This is a genomic window from Leptolyngbya sp. O-77 (assembly GCF_001548395.1).
GTDB lineage: Bacteria > Cyanobacteriota > Cyanobacteriia > Elainellales > Elainellaceae > Thermoleptolyngbya.
In genome coordinates this window covers 2,213,270-2,228,999 of record NZ_AP017367.1, presented here as the reverse complement: position 1 = coordinate 2,228,999, position 15,730 = coordinate 2,213,270, and the positions used below count along the sequence as shown (strand labels likewise).

Here is a 15,730-nt window from a genome sequence, read left to right as displayed (position 1 = left end):
AAGCTCAGTTTTACTTCCATGAGGATCACGGATTGTTGGTTAGGATTGTTTACGAAGTCGTGCAGAGAACCGCAGGTTTAGACTGCTGAGCGTCGCCCTAGCGCACCACGGCGCAAAAAATGGCGAAAACTATTGATTTCTCAAGGCTTGTTTTGTCAAGACTCGGTTGGCGCGGAATCATTTGTCAGGACTCGCATTTGTCAGGACTCGTTTGTTAGGAATGGTGATGACTCAGAATCGGAACACTACCTCTGCAAAGAACTCTTCCGCGAAAGTGGATAGCGTGGGCCACTCCCTGTCGGTGGTTTTAGGACTAAGCATTCTGGGCAGCACCGGAATCTTGCCAAGCGCAGTGGCGATCGCCCAAACGGCAGACAGTGCCGATGAGGTGCCCAGCGCCCAAGAGTTGCTCTCGCCGCCCCCGTCCCCGGCTTCACCAGAGTCCGCCTCACCTGCCCGCGTTCCCCGGCTGAATCGAGAAACGCCCGCGCCCCAGTCTCCGGTTGCCCAGCCTGCGCCGCTGCCCCAGCCCGTGATTGAGCGCCCCGCGCCAGAGCGTTTGCCAGCTCCGGTTCAGCCCCGCGCCACTGGCACAAGCGATGCTAGCAGCGAATCGCCTGTTGACGCTGAGCGCCAGCCTGCGGCGAATCAGCCCTCCCTCAACCCGCAGGATTACACCAACGTTTACATCGACGACACGCCGCAATACGACCTTGGTTCGACCCGCAGTGGACAAGCACCCGTTGTCCTCTCGGAACGGTCTACGGGCTGCCAGGTTGTGCTACAACCCGGCGCAGGCGTACCCAACAGCGTGTGCGCTCCCAGTGCGGGTGCAAGCAGAGTCACGACTGTCCAAATTGACCCAGAGACGGGCAAACCGATCGCAGGCACAGAGGCGATCGCCCCTGGCAGTGTCCCTGGAACTGTAGCGACCAGTGCCCCTACGGGCGGTGGTCGCGCCCTCAGCCTGTCGGTTGCCTCACTGCAATCCTTCTACAACCGCACGATTCGCCCCCTGGCGCTGCGCGGCAATGGCAACACCAGCCTGATGTTCCCATTGTCTATTCCCGCCGCCATTTCCTCGGCCTTTGGCTGGCGGGTGCATCCGGTCACGGGAGATGCTCGCTTCCACTATGGCACCGACCTGGCCGCCCCAACGGGAACTCCGGTGCTGGCTGCCTTTTCGGGTCGTGTGGAAACGGCTGACTATTTGCGCGGCTATGGTCTGACAGTTGTGCTGAATCACAACAACGGCCGTGAGCAGACGCTCTATGCCCATATGTCGGAACTCTTCGTCCAGGCGGGGCAAACGGTCGAGCAGGGTGAAGTGATTGGCCGGGTTGGCAGCACGGGCCTGTCCACTGGGCCGCACCTCCACTTTGAGTTTCGCGAACTGACCCCGCAGGGCTGGGTGGCGCTGGATGCGGGCCTGGTGCTGCAAACTGCGCTAAACAACTTGTTTAACGGCGTTCAGCTGGCTCTGGCGGCTCCGGCAACCAAGGTTGAAAAACCGGAGTCCGAATTTTTGGTAAAGGGACTCCAGGATTTTGGCAAGCTGGCCGAACGGGCCACGCCCCAGGTTGAGACCGCAGCGGCATCCAATGCACCTGAGGATCAGGCAGCGTTGCCGACTGTTACGGTTCCCAAGCAAGCGCCGGGAGCAGAATAGCTTCTAGTGAGGCAGTTACGGAGCCTGGCGAAATCGCCTTTGCTCGTTCGCTTCTACTAGCTGGTCGTAGTGTGCGGCACTTTTTGAGTTGCACTACAAATACTCGTGGCTGAGGAAAGGCAGCGGAACCAGTGTCCCCACTACGTTGCCCGCTTGCACTGTCCCCAACCCTGCCTCGATTGCCTTCGTGCGGATGTAGGCCAGCCCCAGTGCCCCTGACTCGGTTTCTACCATGCTGGTCACATGCCCAACCTTCTCTTCGCCGGAGGTTAGCACCGTCTTCTGCGGCGCGGCAGCACTGAATTGTACGCCCCATAGTTGCTGCTTGACTCCGCGGTAGGTGTGCAGGCGGGCAATGGTTTCCTGCCCGATGTAGCAGCCTTTATTCAGCGAAATGGTGTGCCAAAGTCCTGCTTCTAGCGGGTTGTAGTCTTCCGTCAGTTCGTGGTCAGGCATCGGTCGTCCCTGCTCGATTCGCAGTCGCTCCCAGGCGGTCTCTTCGATCTGCGTCGCGCCTGCCGCCTGTAGCGCTGCTCGGAGAGACGCTGCTGCTGCGACTGGAGCAATGAGCGTGTAGCCTGGTAGCCCCAGTCCGCTGCCTACCGCAACCCGCACCTCTGCCCCTGCGATGGGATAGAGGGCGTGGCTACCGTAGGGCTGTCCTGCGCGATCGCCCGCTCCCAACGCTTCAATCAGGCGATCGCTCTCTGGGCCAATCAGCACCAGTGCAGTGGTCTCTGCGGTCACGTCCGCCAACTTCACCTTGTCAGCAAAGAAAATAAACCGATCCAGCCAATCCATCAAAAACTCGCGGCGGGTAGGCGACACCATTAGCAGCACGGAATCGTCTTGCACGTAGGCTGTTGCCAGATCGATCGTCCGCCCCGTCGAGGTGACAAACACGCTGTCGCAGCCCTCTCCTGGCTGGCGCGTCTGGAAGGTGTTCGTTGTCTGATTGTGCAAAAATCGCAGGCGATCGCCATCCGACACCACAATGCGCCCCCACTCGGAGGCATCGTATACTACGACACTGTTGCGGGCTGCCGTCACCTGGTCGCCAATTGAAAGCTGAGTCGAATCAAACCCCGGACTCATTCCAAACCCCGTCCTGTCAAATGTTTACTGAATACCCTTGTTTATTCAATACTCTACGTCGGAATTCGGTCAGTCGGAATTCGGTCGAAGTCCTCGGAATTCGAGGTTAGTGCTTCACTCCTGCTTCCCGTCCGCTGGCGCTGCGGAGCCATTCCCAAATCCCTGCCCCTCGTTCCCTTACAATAAATTGCAATGCTTCAAAATGCGATCGCCTATGACTCATTCGACCGACCTCACCGCCCTGGCCCGCTGGATGGCTGCCGACTTTAGCAACCAGGAACAGGCTTTTGAAAACCCCCCCTTTTTCGCCCATATCCGGGTCTGTATGCGGCCGCTGCCCGTGGAACTGCTGTCGGGCATTAGCCTGTTTGTGGAGCAAGCCTACGACTACGCGCTAAACGATCCCTATCGGCTGCGGGTGCTGAAGCTAGTGAACGCAGGCGACCATATCGAGATTGAAAACTACACCGTCAAGGACGAGACAGAGTTTTACGGTGCATCTCGCAACTTGACTCAGTTGAGCAAGCTGACGGGCGATCGCCTAGAAAAACTACCAGGCTGCAACATGATTGTGGAATGGACAGGCCACAGCTTTCGCGGCAAAGTGGAACCTGGCAAAGCCTGCATGGTGACTCGTCGCGGCAAGGAAACCTATCTAGACAGCGAGTTTGAAATCGACGATCAGATCTTCATCAGCCTCGACCGGGGCCGCGATCCCGAAACAGACGAGCATATCTGGGGTTCCGTCGCGGGGCCGTTTCACTTTGTCCGCTGGGCTAGCTTCGCGGATGAAATTCGCGCCTAGATCGCTATTCCAATCGCGATTTTAGGGACGGCGATTGCGTCAAAGCCGCGACTTGCTCCGATAAGGCAGGCAGGTGAGCTGCATGAACCCTCTCGTTGGACTAACTCATGGCGCTGCATTCTGTTCCAACAAATTCTGTTCTACCAGGTATCGGGTGAATACTACGCCGCTACGCTCCACCTCCTCAGTGCCATACAGCCGGAAGCCGAATTTTTGAAACAGACCCAGGCTAAACTCACTGGCTTCTGCATAAAGCCGCGTCAGGTGTTCTGCTGCTGCGTAGTCCAATAGCACCCGCACTAGCGCAGACCCAATGCCCTGATGCAGGCGATCGCCCCGCACATAGGTTGAGCGAATGTGGCCATTGGTCTCAATACCTGCAAATCCCACAATTCCGGTTTCATCAGTCGCCACATAGGTCGTCGCGTCCAAGATAAAGTGGCGAAAGAGATCCAGATTTTCGGCAAAGGATGCCCAAGTCTGCGTCTGAACCAGGCTGTAATGCTGCGGCCCGTGCTGCAAGACGGTGTGCTGATACAGCGCCGCCAGTTCAGCCAGATCTGATTCTTCAGCGAGTCGAATATTCATAGTCCCTATCCCGCCGCTTCCACTCCCTGAACTTTGCCCATCTCATCTCTTTAAGGGTCGCGAAACCTGTAAAAGATTTTTTCACGATGCTGATTTTATGCGTTATCCTAGACAAGGCACAAATTTCTAACACAGCTTGCAGATTGTCCTCGAAAGTTCTGTCTGCAACTTGCTAGACAGCTTGTGTTGATTGGTTTATAATTTGAAATTGTCGCCAAAATCGGGCCGTGCGTGTTTGCGAGTGCCTTCTCGGCAGGAATAGTGCCCGGAAGCCCTTACGGATACTGGGTGGTTGATCTGCTCAAGTCCCGGCGACTCAGGCAGAAGCCATTTATTTGAGCTAGTTAGTCTGTCTGCAAGATTGTAGAACATCTGTGAATCTGTACGCCTTTGGGCTGACAGCAGATTGATTGTGTTCGACAAAAACAGATTGGTGTCTTATGAAGTTTGCGAGGCAAGTTTTGTCTGGCACCCTTGCAGCTTGTAAATAGGGAGACGATTAACCGTGTCTGTTGGAATTCTTGGCACCAAACTGGGGATGACCCAGGTTTTTGATGAGGCAGGGAAGGCTATTCCTGTGACCGTCGTCCAGGCTGGCCCCTGCACAGTCACGCAAATTAAAACAGCAGAGGTGGATGGCTACAGTGCTGTCCAAGTTGGTTTTGGCGAGGTTACCGAAAAGGCGTTGAACAAGCCTGAGCTCGGACACCTCAAAAAAACTGAAGCGTCTCCCCTCCGCCACTTAAAGGAATATCGCCTCGACAGTCCTGCTGATTATCAGTTGGGGCAGCAGTTGACAGCAAATATCTTTACGCCAGGGCAACAGGTGGACGTAATTGGAACGAGTATCGGACGTGGCTTTGCGGGCTACCAAAAGCGCCACAACTTCAAGCGGGGTCCGATGGCTCACGGTTCCAAGAACCACCGTCTTCCTGGTTCTACGGGTGCGGGCACTACGCCGGGTCGCGTTTATCCTGGCAAGCGCATGGCAGGTCGTCTGGGTGGCACGAGAACCACGATCAAGAAGCTGACAATTGTGCGGGTGGATGGCGATCGCAACTTGCTCCTGATCAAGGGGGCAATTCCTGGAAAACCTGGTGCCTTGGTCAATATTGTTCCTGCCAAGCAGGTCGGAAAAGCAAACTGAGAACTTGCTGAGCGTTTAGATTTTGCGATTTTGGTGATTGGAGCAGTGAGCCAGCACCCCGACGAGGAGAAACAGACCCATGATTGAGTGTGTAGTTAAAAATTGGCAGGGTGAAAGCGCTGGCACCGCCTCGCTAGATCTGCGCGTTGCTAACGAAGACAATGCGCCCCATATCGTTCATCGGGCCTTGGTGCGCCAGCTGAATAATGCTCGACAGGGCACTGCCTCTACCAAGACTCGTTCTGAGGTTAGAGGTGGTGGACGCAAGCCCTGGCGGCAAAAAGGCACAGGTCGCGCCCGCGCGGGTTCGATTCGCTCTCCTCTATGGCGCGGTGGCGGCGTTATCTTTGGTCCCAAGCCTAGAGATTACTCGGTCAAGATGAACCGCAAGGAGCGGCGCTTGGCGCTCAGAACCGCGCTGCAAAGCCGTGCCGAAGACCTGATTGTGGTTCAAGATTTCGCAAATGAGTTGCCCCGTCCCAAGACCAAGGAACTGGCGCAGGCGCTCGCTCGCTGGGGTGTGGGGGAAAATGAGACGGCTCTTCTAATTGTTTCTGAGCGAGATGAGATGGTTTATCTGTCGGCTCGAAACATTAGCTCCATCAAGCTAATTTCTGCTGGTAATCTCAACGTCTTTGATCTGCTGGCGGCTGACAAGATCGTGGCAACTGCGTCTGCCCTAGAAAAAGTGCAGGAGGTATACGGTGACTAAGTTTGATTCGCGCAACCTGGCAGATCTGATTCGCCGTCCCCTAGTGACTGAAAAGGCAACTCAGCTTCTTGAGGAAAACAAGTACGTCTTTGAAGTGGTTCCCAGCGCAACAAAGCCGCAGATCAAGGCCGCTATTGAATCTTTGTTTGAGGTGAAGGTGGTTGGTGTGAACACCAGCAAGCCCCCGAAGAAGCATCGTCGAGTCGGTCGATTTGCTGGACACAAGCCCCAATACAAGCGGGCAGTTGTGACCCTGGCAACAGGTGATTCCATCGTCCTGTTCCCCGAAGTGTAACGTCTGAAAGCCATCCCCTTGAGAGATTGAAGCCATGGGCATTCGTACATACCGACCTTATACACCTGGCACGCGAGAGCGCTCCGTTGCTGACTTTGCTGAGATCACTCGTAGTGAACCAGAAAAGTCCCTGACTCGCTCGGTGCATCGTCCGAAGGGACGCAACAATCGGGGCGTAATCACCTGTCGCCATCGGGGTGGCGGGCATAAGCGGCTGTATCGGGTGATTGACTTCCGCCGCAACAAGCGAAACATTCCTGCCAAAGTGGCAGCAATCGAGTACGATCCCAACCGCAACGCCCGGATTGCGCTTCTTTATTATCAGGATGGCGAGAAGCGCTACATCCTTTGTCCTGCTGGCTTGACGGTCGGTACAACTGTGATCGCGGGTGAGGACTCTCCTTTTGAGGTCGGTAACGCACTGCCCTTGGGCAGTATGCCGCTAGGTACGACGGTTCACAACGTGGAACTGGTTCCTGGTAAGGGCGGACAGATTGTTCGTGCAGCAGGTGCTTCGGCGCAAATCGTGGCGAAAGAAGGTGACTTTGTAACGCTTCGCTTGCCCTCCACAGAGGTTCGGATGATTCGTCGCGAGTGCTATGCCACGATTGGTGCGGTGGGCAACGCTGAGTCTCGCAATATTAGCCTGGGTAAGGCGGGGCGCAAGCGATGGCTAGGCCGTCGTCCGGAGGTTCGCGGCAGCGTCATGAACCCAGTCGATCACCCCCACGGCGGTGGCGAAGGACGTGCGCCGATCGGTCGTTCTGGCCCTGTGACCCCCTGGGGCAAGCCAGCGTTGGGTATGAAGACCCGGAAGAAGAAGAAGGCAAGTAATGCGCTGATTGTTCGCCGTCGCCGCCGCACGTCTAAGCGGGGTCGCGGGGGCCGTGAGTCTTAAGGTTCCGATCTGTTTACAGGGTTTACGGTTCGCTGAGTTTCACACGTTTGGTCAATTGGTAGAGGTAAGTCGGTTATGTCTCGCTCACTCAAGAAAGGCCCTTTCGTAGCTGATCATCTGCTCAAGAAGGTTGAGGCACTCAATGTGAAGGGCGATAAGCAAGTGATTAAAACTTGGTCTCGCGCGTCAACGATTTTGCCTCAGATGATCGGGCATACGATCGCTGTTCATAACGGTCGCCAGCATGTTCCGGTTTATGTGACGGAGCAAATGGTGGGTCATAAGTTGGGTGAGTTTGCACCGACTCGCACCTTCCGAGGACATGCCAAAAGCGATAAGAAGTCTCGTCGTTAGGGTTGAGTCAGGTTTGTCCAGGACGTTCGCAGTAGTTCACAGATATTAGGATTTAGTGCTTGCTGTTGCTCATCACTCTAAAAGACTGCTGCAAGACACTTGAGAGGAAATCATCATGGCAATTACGACCGCAGACGAAGTAAAAGCTGTTGCCCGTTACATTCGCATGTCGCCTCATAAGGTGCGTCGGGTTCTGGATCAGATCCGGGGGCGTTCTTACCGGGAGGCGCTGATTATTCTAGAGTTTATGCCTTACCGCGCTTGCGATCCGGTGCTTAAGGTGCTGCGGTCTGCCGTTGCCAATGCTGAGCATAACGAGGGCTATGCGCCTGCCGATCTGATGGTGACGACTGCCTACGCTGATCAAGGCCCTGTGCTGAAGCGGTTTCGCCCCCGCGCTCAGGGTCGGGCTTATCAGATTCGCAAGCCGACTTGTCACATTACGATTGCAGTTGCGCCGGGTGCTGAAGAGTAAGTGAGACCCCGTTCGAGCTTGTTGAATGGCGATCGCCCCTTATTTTATACCCTTCACTCAAATTCTTGCCTTTTCTGAGGACGCATTGTGGGACAGAAAATTCATCCAGTTGGTTTCCGCCTCGGCATCACCCAGGAGCACCGCTCTCTTTGGTTTGCTGACTCCAGTCGCTACCCTAAGCTACTGCAAGAGGACTACAAAATCCGCAAGTATGTTGCCAAAGAGTTGAGCAGTGCAGGGATCTCTGAGGTTCGCATTGAGCGCAAGGCCGATCAAATTGACCTCCAGGTTTTGACCGCCCGACCAGGTGTGGTTGTGGGTCGCGGCGGCGCAGGAATCGAGAAATTGCGCGAAGGTCTTCAGAAAGAGTTGGGAGATACCAGCCGCCAGATCCGGATCAACGTGGTTGAAGTTGCTCGCGTGGACGCTGATGCTGCGCTGATCGCTGAATATGTGCAGCAGCAGCTTGAAAAGCGGGTTTCGTTCCGTCGGGTTGTACGTCAGGCGATTACCCGCGCTCAGAAATCAGGGGTGCAGGGTATCAAAATCCAGGTGAGTGGTCGGCTCAACGGCGCAGAAATTGCCCGCACTGAATACACTCGCGAAGGCAAGGTGCCGCTTCATACGCTGCGGGCAGATATCGACTACGCCTACACCACGGCACAGACGATCTACGGCATTTTGGGGATCAAGGTGTGGGTGTTCAAAGGCGAGATCATTCCTGGGCAGGAGCGAGTGACGCAAGAAGCCGCTCCCAATGTGCCACCCCGTCGCCGTCAGCAGCGTCGCCGCCAGTTTGAGGATCGTTCTAACGAAGGATAGGGAAGGCGGGCTGAAGGGCGAAAGCTGAATCAGACCAGTGCTTCCATCTCCCAACCTAACCCTAGCTTCAATTTCAAGGTAGTGAGCCATGTTAAGTCCAAGACGAACTAAATTCCGCAAGCAGCAGCGCGGCCGCATGAAAGGGCGGGCAACTCGCGGCAACAATATTGATTTTGGTGATTTTGGGCTTCAGGCAATGGAGCCGTCCTGGATTACCTCCCGTCAGATTGAGGCTAGCCGTCGAGCCATGACTCGATACATCCGTCGAGGTGGCAAAATCTGGATTCGCATTTTTCCAGATAAGCCGGTTACCATGCGTCCGGCTGAAACGCGGATGGGTTCTGGTAAGGGCAACCCTGAGTTTTGGGTGGCAGTGGTGAAGCCGGGTCGAATCTTGTTTGAGATTGCTGGCGTGCCGGAAGAGACAGCCCGTGAGGCGATGCGATTGGCGCAGTACAAACTCCCAATTAAGACCAAGTTCATTGTTAAGGAACAACAAGAGCAAGCAGTGGAGGAGTCGTAGAGATGGCTCTGCCTAAGATTTCAGAGATTCGTGATCTCAGCGATCAGGAACTCAGTGAGCAAATTGTAGCCGCCAAGAAGCAGTTATTTGACTTGCGCTTTCAAAAGGCGACGCGGCGGCTGGACAAAACGCATCAGTTTGGACATGTCCGCCATCGGCTGGCGCAACTGATGACCGTGGAGCGAGAGCGGCAACTGGCAGCCGCACAAGCGGATGCAGAGAAGGAGTAAGGGGCAATGGCAGTCAAAGAGCGAGTTGGAGTCGTGGTGAGCGACAAGATGGAAAAGACGGTCGTCGTCGCGGTGGAGAACCGTGCCCCTCACCCGAAGTATCGCAAGATTATGGTGCGAACGAAGCGCTACAAGGTTCACGACGAAGAAAATAAGTGCAAGACGGGCGATCGCGTTCGGATTCAAGAAACCCGTCCGCTCAGCCGTACAAAGCGTTGGACAGTCGTGGACATCCTAAGTCAGACTTCAGAGAGCTAGTCCACCCCGGAGGAGAGACATCATGATTCAACAAGAAACTTATCTCAACGTGGCGGATAACAGCGGCGCTCGTAAGCTGATGTGTATTCGAGTGCTGGGAGGCAACCGTCGCTACGCAGGTGTCGGGGATGTGATCATTGCCGTTGTCAAGGATGCCATCCCTAACATGGCGGTTAAAAAGTCTGATGTGGTACGCGCAGTGGTTGTGCGAACCAAGAAGGGGCTGCGGCGCGATAGCGGTATGAGCATTCGGTTTGACGACAACGCTGCTGTCATCATCAACAATGATGGCAACCCCAGAGGAACTCGCGTGTTTGGCCCCGTTGCGCGGGAGTTGCGCGATAAGAACTTTACTAAGATTGTCTCGCTAGCTCCGGAGGTGCTGTGATGGGCAAGCTGCGCTACAAAATGCATGTGAAGAAGGGCGACACGGTTCAGGTGATTTCGGGGAGTGACAAAGGCAAAGTCGGTGAGATTTTGCGCGTTTATCCTGAAACCAGCAAGGTGGTGGTCAAAGGTGTTAACGTGCGGACGAAGCACGTCAAACCTCAGCAAGAAGGGGAGTCTGGTCAGATTCAGACTTTTGAGGCCCCGATTCATAGCTCTAATGTTCTCCCCTATTCCACCAAGCAGAAGGTTGCTAGTCGAATTTCTTATACCTTTAATGCCGACGGCCGAAAGGTCAGAATGCTGAAGAAAACCGGCGAGATCATTGACTAGCGTTTTAGATTCACGTTTCATGTTTTATTCCTGACCAAGCCCAGGAATCTATCAGGAGAGTGTTATGGCAAGTCCTAGGTTAAAAACCTACTATCAGGAGACCGTGGTTCCAAAATTGGTTGAGCAGTTTAACTACGAAAACGTTCATCAGGTTCCCAAAGTGGTCAAGGTGACCGTGAACCGAGGGATGGGCGAGGCTGCTCAAAACGCAAAAGCGCTGGAAGCTTCCTTGGCGGAAATTGCGGTGATTACAGGTCAAAAGCCAGTGGTGACGCGAGCCAAGAAGGCGATCGCCGGTTTCAAGATTCGTAAAGGAATGCCAGTGGGCATCATGGTCACCCTGCGCTCGGAGCGCATGTATGCCTTTCTGGATCGCCTTATAAACCTGGTGCTGCCTCGGATTCGAGATTTTCGCGGCATCAGCCCCAAGAGCTTTGATGGTCGTGGTAACTATACTCTGGGGCTTCGTGAACAACTCATTTTCCCCGAAATTGAGTACGACAACATTGATCAGATTCGGGGCATGGACATTTCGATCATCACTACGGCAACCACAGATGAAGAGGGACGCGCCCTGTTAAAGGAACTGGGAATGCCCTTTCGCGATAACTGAGGCAGGCTGACAAAGAGGAAATTATGGCGTCTAACGACACAATTGCAGACATGCTGACCCGCATTCGCAACGCGAATCTCGCTCGGCATCAAACAACCGAAGTCCCGTCTACCAAGATGACGCGCAACATTGCTCGTGTGCTCTTGGAAGAAGGATTTATTAGCGAGTTTTCTGAGACAGGCGAAGGAGCGCAGAAGCGACTGGTAATTGCTCTGAAATATAAGGGCAAAGGCCGCCGTCCGATTATCAATGCGCTACAGCGGGTCAGCAAACCTGGACTGCGAGTTTACTCAAACTGCCGCGATCTGCCTCGCGTGTTGGGTGGCATTGGAATTGCCATTGTTTCAACCTCCAGCGGCATCATGACGGATCGAGATGCCCGTCGTCAGGGTGTGGGAGGAGAAGTTCTCTGCTACGTCTGGTAAGGATTTTTCTCGATCTGACTTGATCTGAGCGGATGGCTGCTTGGGTCAAAGCTAAATCTAGCCTCTCATTTTATTTGTGTTTGCTTTGTGTTTGCCTGGTGGCGCTTGTGTCGTAAGCGCATCGCTTGAAAGCCAGCAAGATCGTCCAGGAGTGACTTGTCATGTCTCGCATTGGAAAACGTCCTATTAGTGTCCCTCAGAAGGTGACCGTTACCCTTGACGGTCAAACCCTGGTTGTCAAAGGCCCCAAGGGAGAACTCTCGCGCACGCTTCCGCCAGAGGTTGAGGTTCTGCAAGAGGGCGATACGTTGACGGTGAATCGTCGCAATGAGTCCCGCGCTGCCCGCCAGCGCCATGGGTTGTGCCGAACGCTGGTTGCCAATATGGTAGAGGGTGTATCTCAGGGCTTTCAGCGCAAGCTTGAAATCCAGGGGGTTGGTTATCGGGCCCAAATACAGGGGCGCAACCTGAACCTGATTGTGGGCTATAGCCATCCAGTTTTGATCGAGCCACCTGACGGGATTCAATTTGCCGTTGAGAATAACACCAACATTCTAGTCAGCGGAATTGATAAGGAAATTGTCGGTAATATTGCGGCTCAGGTTCGCGCAGTTCGTCCGCCAGAACCCTACAAGGGCAAGGGCATTCGCTATGCTGGCGAGGTTGTCAGACGTAAGGCCGGTAAGGCAGGGAAGAAATAACCTATGAAACTGACTCGTAAGGAAGCGACTCAGCGTCGTCACGTCCGCATCCGCCAGACAGTTTCTGGCACGTCTGAACGTCCTCGTCTGGCTATATTTCGCTCTAATCAGCATATCTATGCCCAGGTCATTGATGACACGCAGCATCGAACGCTTGCTGCTGCATCGACGCTGGAGCCTGTGCTGCGCGAAAAGCTCACTTCAGGTGCGAACTGTGATGCGTCTGTAGAAGTCGGTAAGCTGATTGCAGCGCGATCGCTCGAGAAGGGGATTACGCAAGTCGTGTTTGACCGGGGCGGTAAGCTGTATCACGGCCGCGTCAAGGCTTTGGCAGATGCCGCTCGTGAAGGTGGTCTAAGCTTCTAGCCTTTCAGATTCATCTTTAGGACAAGCACACTATCCAGGACAAGCAAGCTATGGCGAAGAAAACCAAGACAAGTCGCGTCAAAGAAAAAGAAACTGAATGGCAGGAGCGCGTTGTTCAAATCCGCCGCGTCACCAAAGTGGTTAAGGGGGGTAAGAAGCTCAGCTTTCGGGCGATCGTGATCGTCGGCAACGAGCGCGGACAGGTTGGGGTTGGCGTTGGTAAAGCCGCTGATGTAATTGGCGCGGTGAAAAAAGGCGTTGCCGACGGCAAGAAGCACTTGGTCGAGGTTCCCCTGACTAAGTCTGACTCTATTCCTCACCCAACCAACGGCACAGGCGGCGGCGCGAAGGTGATGATTCGTCCCGCCGCTCCGGGAACTGGTGTAATTGCAGGTGGTTCTGTGCGTACCGTGCTGGAACTGGCGGGTGTGAAGAACGTTCTGGCAAAGCAGTTGGGTTCGGGTAACCCGCTCAATAACGCCAGGGCCGCTGCAAATGCCCTTTCTGCCCTCCGTACCTTCTCTGAGGTAGCAGAGGAACGCGATGTTCCCATTGAAAAACTCTATTCCTGACGAACTATGAGACTTTCAGACACATTTCCAAAACCGGGTTCTCAGAAGCGTCGTCGCCGAGTTGGCCGAGGCATTTCCGCCGGGCAGGGTGCAAGCGGCGGCTTCGGAATGCGGGGACAAAAGTCGCGCTCTGGACGCAGTACTCGTCCTGGATTTGAAGGTGGGCAACTGCCTCTCTACCGTCGGATTCCGAAGCTGAAGCATTTTCCCCTGATCAACCGGATTTCCTACACCATTGTGAATGTAGGAGATTTGGCTGAACTCCCCGAAGGGACAGAGGTCAGCCTCGACTCATTGATGAAATCGGGAATTGTGACACAAAACGATGGCCCATTGAAGATTTTGGGCGACGGTGAACTGAGTGTTGCACTTCAGGTAACGGCTGCGGCCTTTACTGAATCGGCGAAGCGCAAGATTGAGAGCGCAGGCGGAAGCTGCAACCTGCTAGATTAAGATATGGAGCGACTTTGCAGCAAGGCAGAGCGGTGAGTGGTTAGCTCTCCTGCTCTGCTTAGTTTTATAGAGGGAGAGGTATTGAGACTATGGTGCGCGATAAGACACCCACAGCACAGGAAACCTTCTTGCAGATGGCCCAAGCGGCAGGGCTGCGAGGGCGACTTTTGCTGACTTTGGGAATGTTGATTCTGGTACGGCTGGGTGTCTTTATCCCGATCCCTGGCATCAATCGACAGGCCTTTCAGGCAGCCACAGAGACCGGCGCTTTATCGGCCATCATTGGCTTTTTAGATGTGTTTACGGGTCGAGGCCTCTCGACGCTGGGTATTTTTGCACTGGGTATTTTGCCTTATATTAATGCGTCTATTATTCTGCAACTGCTGACGGCTGCGCTCCCCAGTCTTGAGAAACTGCAAAAGGAAGAGGGAGAAGCGGGCCGCCGCAAGATTGCTCAAATTACGCGCTACGTTGCACTGGGTTGGGGCATTATTCAAAGCCTGGGTCTAGCGATTTTTGTGAACCAGTTTGCTGAGTCGCCGGGGCCGCTGTTCATTGCACAAATGGTGCTGGCGCTGACGGCTGGCTCGATGTTTGTGATGTGGGTGGGTGAGCTGATCACGGAGCGGGGTGTGGGCAATGGTGCATCGCTGCTGATTTTCGTCAGCATTGTATCGACCCTGCCGCGATCGCTCGGACAAACCATCGACCTTGCCCAGAGTGGCGATCGCAGCGTGGTTAGCGGCGTGATTATTCTGCTCCTGGTATTCCTGGCAATGATCATCGGCATCGTCTTTGTCCAAGAAGGAACCCGGCGTATTCCCATCATCTCTGCCCGTCGCCAGGTCGGGCGCAAACTCTACCTTGAGAAGAGCAGCTATCTGCCGCTGCGCCTCAATCAGGGCGGCGTGATGCCGATTATTTTTGCCACGGCGGTTCTATCTCTCCCGATCTACCTCTCGCAGTTTTTTGGGGATAACGAGATGGTGACGCGGGTGCTGTCTTACCTACGGCCGGGCACCTGGGTCTACGTGCTGGTGCTGCTGCTGCTGATCTTGTTCTTCAGCTACTTCTATGCATCGCTGGTGGTCAATCCAGTAGACATGTCCCAGAACCTGAAGAAGATGGGCGCGAGCGTGCCGGGGATTCGTCCTGGTAAGGCAACGAGCGATTATATTGAACGGGTGCTGAACCGACTGACCTTTTTGGGTGCGATTTTCCTGGGATTGGTTGCGATTGTTCCGGCTGCTGTTGAAGGCGCGACCCGCGTGACGACTTTTCAGGGCTTGGGTGCTACGTCACTGCTGATCTTGGTGGGTGTCGCCATTGACACAGCAAAACAGATTCAGACCTATGTAATTTCGCAGCGCTATGAAGGGATGGTGAAGCAATAGTGGCACGACTGATATTTTTAGGACCTCCCGGAGCGGGCAAAGGAACTCAGGCAGCCGAACTAGCGGGCTAGCGCTTCGATTCCTCATGTTTCTACAGGGGGATATTCTGCGGGCTGCTGTGGCAAGTGGAACCGAGCTTGGGCAAAAGGCTCAGTCCTACATGGATCGCGGGGAACTGGTGCCGGATGCTTTGATTCTGGATCTGGTGCGCGATCGCCTCAGCCAGCCAGATGCTCAAGAGGGCTGGATCTTGGACGGCTTTCCTCGCAATGTTGAGCAGGCCAAGTTTCTCGATGAACTATTGGCAGAAATTGAACAGTCCTGCGATTGTGTCGTCAATTTGGAAGTGCCCGATGAGGTTTTGGTGGCCCGCCTCTTGGGTCGAGGGCGGACAGACGATAACGAGGAAGTGATTCGTACTCGTCTGGCGGTATACCGCAATCAAACTGCGCCGCTGATTGACTTTTATCGCGATCGCCAGCAGTTGGTTTCAATCGATGGCAACCAATCCATTGAGCATGTGGGGGCAGCACTACGCCAGTTGATTAGCAGCTAGGCAGCGTGGCTTGGCTTAAAAAACACGTTTGGATAACCATCCCAAGCCCATTGGTCGTG

Annotated in this window: 24 protein-coding genes; 22 read left to right on the top strand and 2 right to left on the bottom strand. The window is 54.7% G+C overall.

The genetic code is table 11. The annotated features are described in order from the left end of the window. Positions 1-301 precede the first annotated feature (301 nt). A complete protein-coding gene (locus O77CONTIG1_RS26080; RefSeq protein ID WP_225894728.1) occupies positions 302-1,669 on the top strand; it encodes a peptidoglycan DD-metalloendopeptidase family protein in 1,368 nt (455 codons plus the stop codon). Between the two features lie 93 nt (positions 1,670-1,762). Here O77CONTIG1_RS26080 and O77CONTIG1_RS09535 read toward each other — a convergent pair whose 3' ends face one another. Beyond that, complete coding sequence (locus tag O77CONTIG1_RS09535) at positions 1,763-2,764, bottom strand: YgfZ/GcvT domain-containing protein (protein ID WP_068510093.1); 1,002 nt, start codon at positions 2,762-2,764, stop codon at positions 1,763-1,765. Positions 2,765-2,978: 214 nt separating this feature from the next. Here O77CONTIG1_RS09535 and O77CONTIG1_RS09530 point away from each other — a divergent pair, with 214 nt between their 5' ends. Next, positions 2,979-3,569, top strand: a complete 591-nt coding sequence (locus O77CONTIG1_RS09530) for a chromophore lyase CpcT/CpeT (protein WP_068510091.1) — start codon at positions 2,979-2,981, stop codon at positions 3,567-3,569. Positions 3,570-3,674: 105 nt separating this feature from the next. On the opposite strand, the gene O77CONTIG1_RS09525 is transcribed toward O77CONTIG1_RS09530, so the two are convergent. After that, complete coding sequence (locus O77CONTIG1_RS09525; RefSeq protein ID WP_068510089.1) at positions 3,675-4,157, bottom strand: GNAT family N-acetyltransferase; 483 nt, start codon at positions 4,155-4,157, stop codon at positions 3,675-3,677. Between the two features lie 538 nt (positions 4,158-4,695). Here O77CONTIG1_RS09525 and rplC point away from each other — a divergent pair. The 20 genes from rplC (at position 4,696) to O77CONTIG1_RS09425 (ending at position 15,671) form a co-directional block, all read left to right on the top strand. Continuing rightward, on the top strand, positions 4,696-5,304 hold the full coding sequence (rplC, locus tag O77CONTIG1_RS09520) for a 50S ribosomal protein L3 (protein WP_410503505.1): 609 nt from the start codon (positions 4,696-4,698) through the stop codon (positions 5,302-5,304). A 79-nt stretch (positions 5,305-5,383) separates the two neighbouring features. After that, positions 5,384-6,016: a 50S ribosomal protein L4 gene (gene rplD, locus O77CONTIG1_RS09515; RefSeq protein ID WP_068510085.1), complete on the top strand. Its 633-nt coding sequence runs from the start codon at positions 5,384-5,386 to the stop codon at positions 6,014-6,016. Continuing rightward, positions 6,009-6,311: a 50S ribosomal protein L23 gene (locus O77CONTIG1_RS09510; RefSeq protein WP_068510083.1), complete on the top strand. Its 303-nt coding sequence runs from the start codon at positions 6,009-6,011 to the stop codon at positions 6,309-6,311. Before rplD ends, O77CONTIG1_RS09510 begins: the two co-directional genes overlap by 8 nt. A gap of 34 nt (positions 6,312-6,345) precedes the next feature. Next, the gene (gene rplB / locus O77CONTIG1_RS09505; RefSeq protein WP_068510081.1) at positions 6,346-7,209 is read left to right on the top strand and encodes a 50S ribosomal protein L2; all 864 of its coding nucleotides are present in this window, start codon (positions 6,346-6,348) and stop codon (positions 7,207-7,209) included. 75 nt (positions 7,210-7,284) lie between these two features. After that, positions 7,285-7,563, top strand: a complete 279-nt coding sequence (gene rpsS, locus O77CONTIG1_RS09500) for a 30S ribosomal protein S19 (RefSeq protein ID WP_068510079.1) — start codon at positions 7,285-7,287, stop codon at positions 7,561-7,563. A gap of 115 nt (positions 7,564-7,678) precedes the next feature. Next, on the top strand, positions 7,679-8,038 hold the full coding sequence (rplV, locus tag O77CONTIG1_RS09495) for a 50S ribosomal protein L22 (protein ID WP_068510078.1): 360 nt from the start codon (positions 7,679-7,681) through the stop codon (positions 8,036-8,038). 87 nt (positions 8,039-8,125) lie between these two features. Then, positions 8,126-8,860, top strand: coding sequence for a 30S ribosomal protein S3 (gene rpsC, locus O77CONTIG1_RS09490; RefSeq protein ID WP_068510076.1), 735 nt, complete (start codon positions 8,126-8,128; stop codon positions 8,858-8,860). Positions 8,861-8,948: 88 nt separating this feature from the next. Further along, entirely contained in the window at positions 8,949-9,383 is a 435-nt protein-coding gene (gene rplP, locus O77CONTIG1_RS09485) for a 50S ribosomal protein L16 (protein WP_068510074.1), read from the top strand. Between the two features lie 2 nt (positions 9,384-9,385). Then, complete coding sequence (gene rpmC / locus O77CONTIG1_RS09480) at positions 9,386-9,613, top strand: 50S ribosomal protein L29 (protein ID WP_068510072.1); 228 nt, start codon at positions 9,386-9,388, stop codon at positions 9,611-9,613. Between the two features lie 6 nt (positions 9,614-9,619). Beyond that, positions 9,620-9,871: a 30S ribosomal protein S17 gene (gene rpsQ, locus O77CONTIG1_RS09475; RefSeq protein WP_068510070.1), complete on the top strand. Its 252-nt coding sequence runs from the start codon at positions 9,620-9,622 to the stop codon at positions 9,869-9,871. Between the two features lie 22 nt (positions 9,872-9,893). Continuing rightward, positions 9,894-10,259: a 50S ribosomal protein L14 gene (rplN, locus tag O77CONTIG1_RS09470; RefSeq protein ID WP_068510068.1), complete on the top strand. Its 366-nt coding sequence runs from the start codon at positions 9,894-9,896 to the stop codon at positions 10,257-10,259. After that, entirely contained in the window at positions 10,259-10,591 is a 333-nt protein-coding gene (gene rplX / locus O77CONTIG1_RS09465) for a 50S ribosomal protein L24 (protein ID WP_068510066.1), read from the top strand. The genes rplN and rplX overlap by 1 nt, the downstream gene beginning before the upstream one ends. 64 nt (positions 10,592-10,655) lie before the next feature. Then, positions 10,656-11,204 (top strand): 50S ribosomal protein L5, encoded by a 549-nt coding sequence (gene rplE / locus O77CONTIG1_RS09460; RefSeq protein ID WP_068510065.1) that lies wholly within the window; start codon positions 10,656-10,658, stop codon positions 11,202-11,204. A gap of 23 nt (positions 11,205-11,227) precedes the next feature. Beyond that, complete coding sequence (rpsH, locus tag O77CONTIG1_RS09455; protein ID WP_068510063.1) at positions 11,228-11,629, top strand: 30S ribosomal protein S8; 402 nt, start codon at positions 11,228-11,230, stop codon at positions 11,627-11,629. Positions 11,630-11,790: 161 nt separating this feature from the next. Further along, positions 11,791-12,330, top strand: coding sequence for a 50S ribosomal protein L6 (gene rplF / locus O77CONTIG1_RS09450; protein WP_068510061.1), 540 nt, complete (start codon positions 11,791-11,793; stop codon positions 12,328-12,330). Between the two features lie 3 nt (positions 12,331-12,333). After that, a complete protein-coding gene (gene rplR, locus O77CONTIG1_RS09445; RefSeq protein ID WP_068510059.1) occupies positions 12,334-12,696 on the top strand; it encodes a 50S ribosomal protein L18 in 363 nt (120 codons plus the stop codon). 50 nt (positions 12,697-12,746) lie between these two features. Beyond that, complete coding sequence (gene rpsE, locus O77CONTIG1_RS09440; protein ID WP_068510057.1) at positions 12,747-13,268, top strand: 30S ribosomal protein S5; 522 nt, start codon at positions 12,747-12,749, stop codon at positions 13,266-13,268. Positions 13,269-13,274: 6 nt separating this feature from the next. Beyond that, positions 13,275-13,721, top strand: coding sequence for a 50S ribosomal protein L15 (gene rplO / locus O77CONTIG1_RS09435; protein ID WP_068510055.1), 447 nt, complete (start codon positions 13,275-13,277; stop codon positions 13,719-13,721). 89 nt (positions 13,722-13,810) lie between these two features. Next, the gene (gene secY, locus O77CONTIG1_RS09430) at positions 13,811-15,115 is read left to right on the top strand and encodes a preprotein translocase subunit SecY (RefSeq protein WP_068510053.1); all 1,305 of its coding nucleotides are present in this window, start codon (positions 13,811-13,813) and stop codon (positions 15,113-15,115) included. Positions 15,116-15,200: 85 nt separating this feature from the next. Further along, positions 15,201-15,671 carry an adenylate kinase gene (locus O77CONTIG1_RS09425; RefSeq protein WP_286132641.1) on the top strand — a complete coding sequence of 157 codons (471 nt, stop codon included), beginning with the start codon at positions 15,201-15,203 and terminating at the stop codon, positions 15,669-15,671. Positions 15,672-15,730 lie beyond the last annotated feature (59 nt).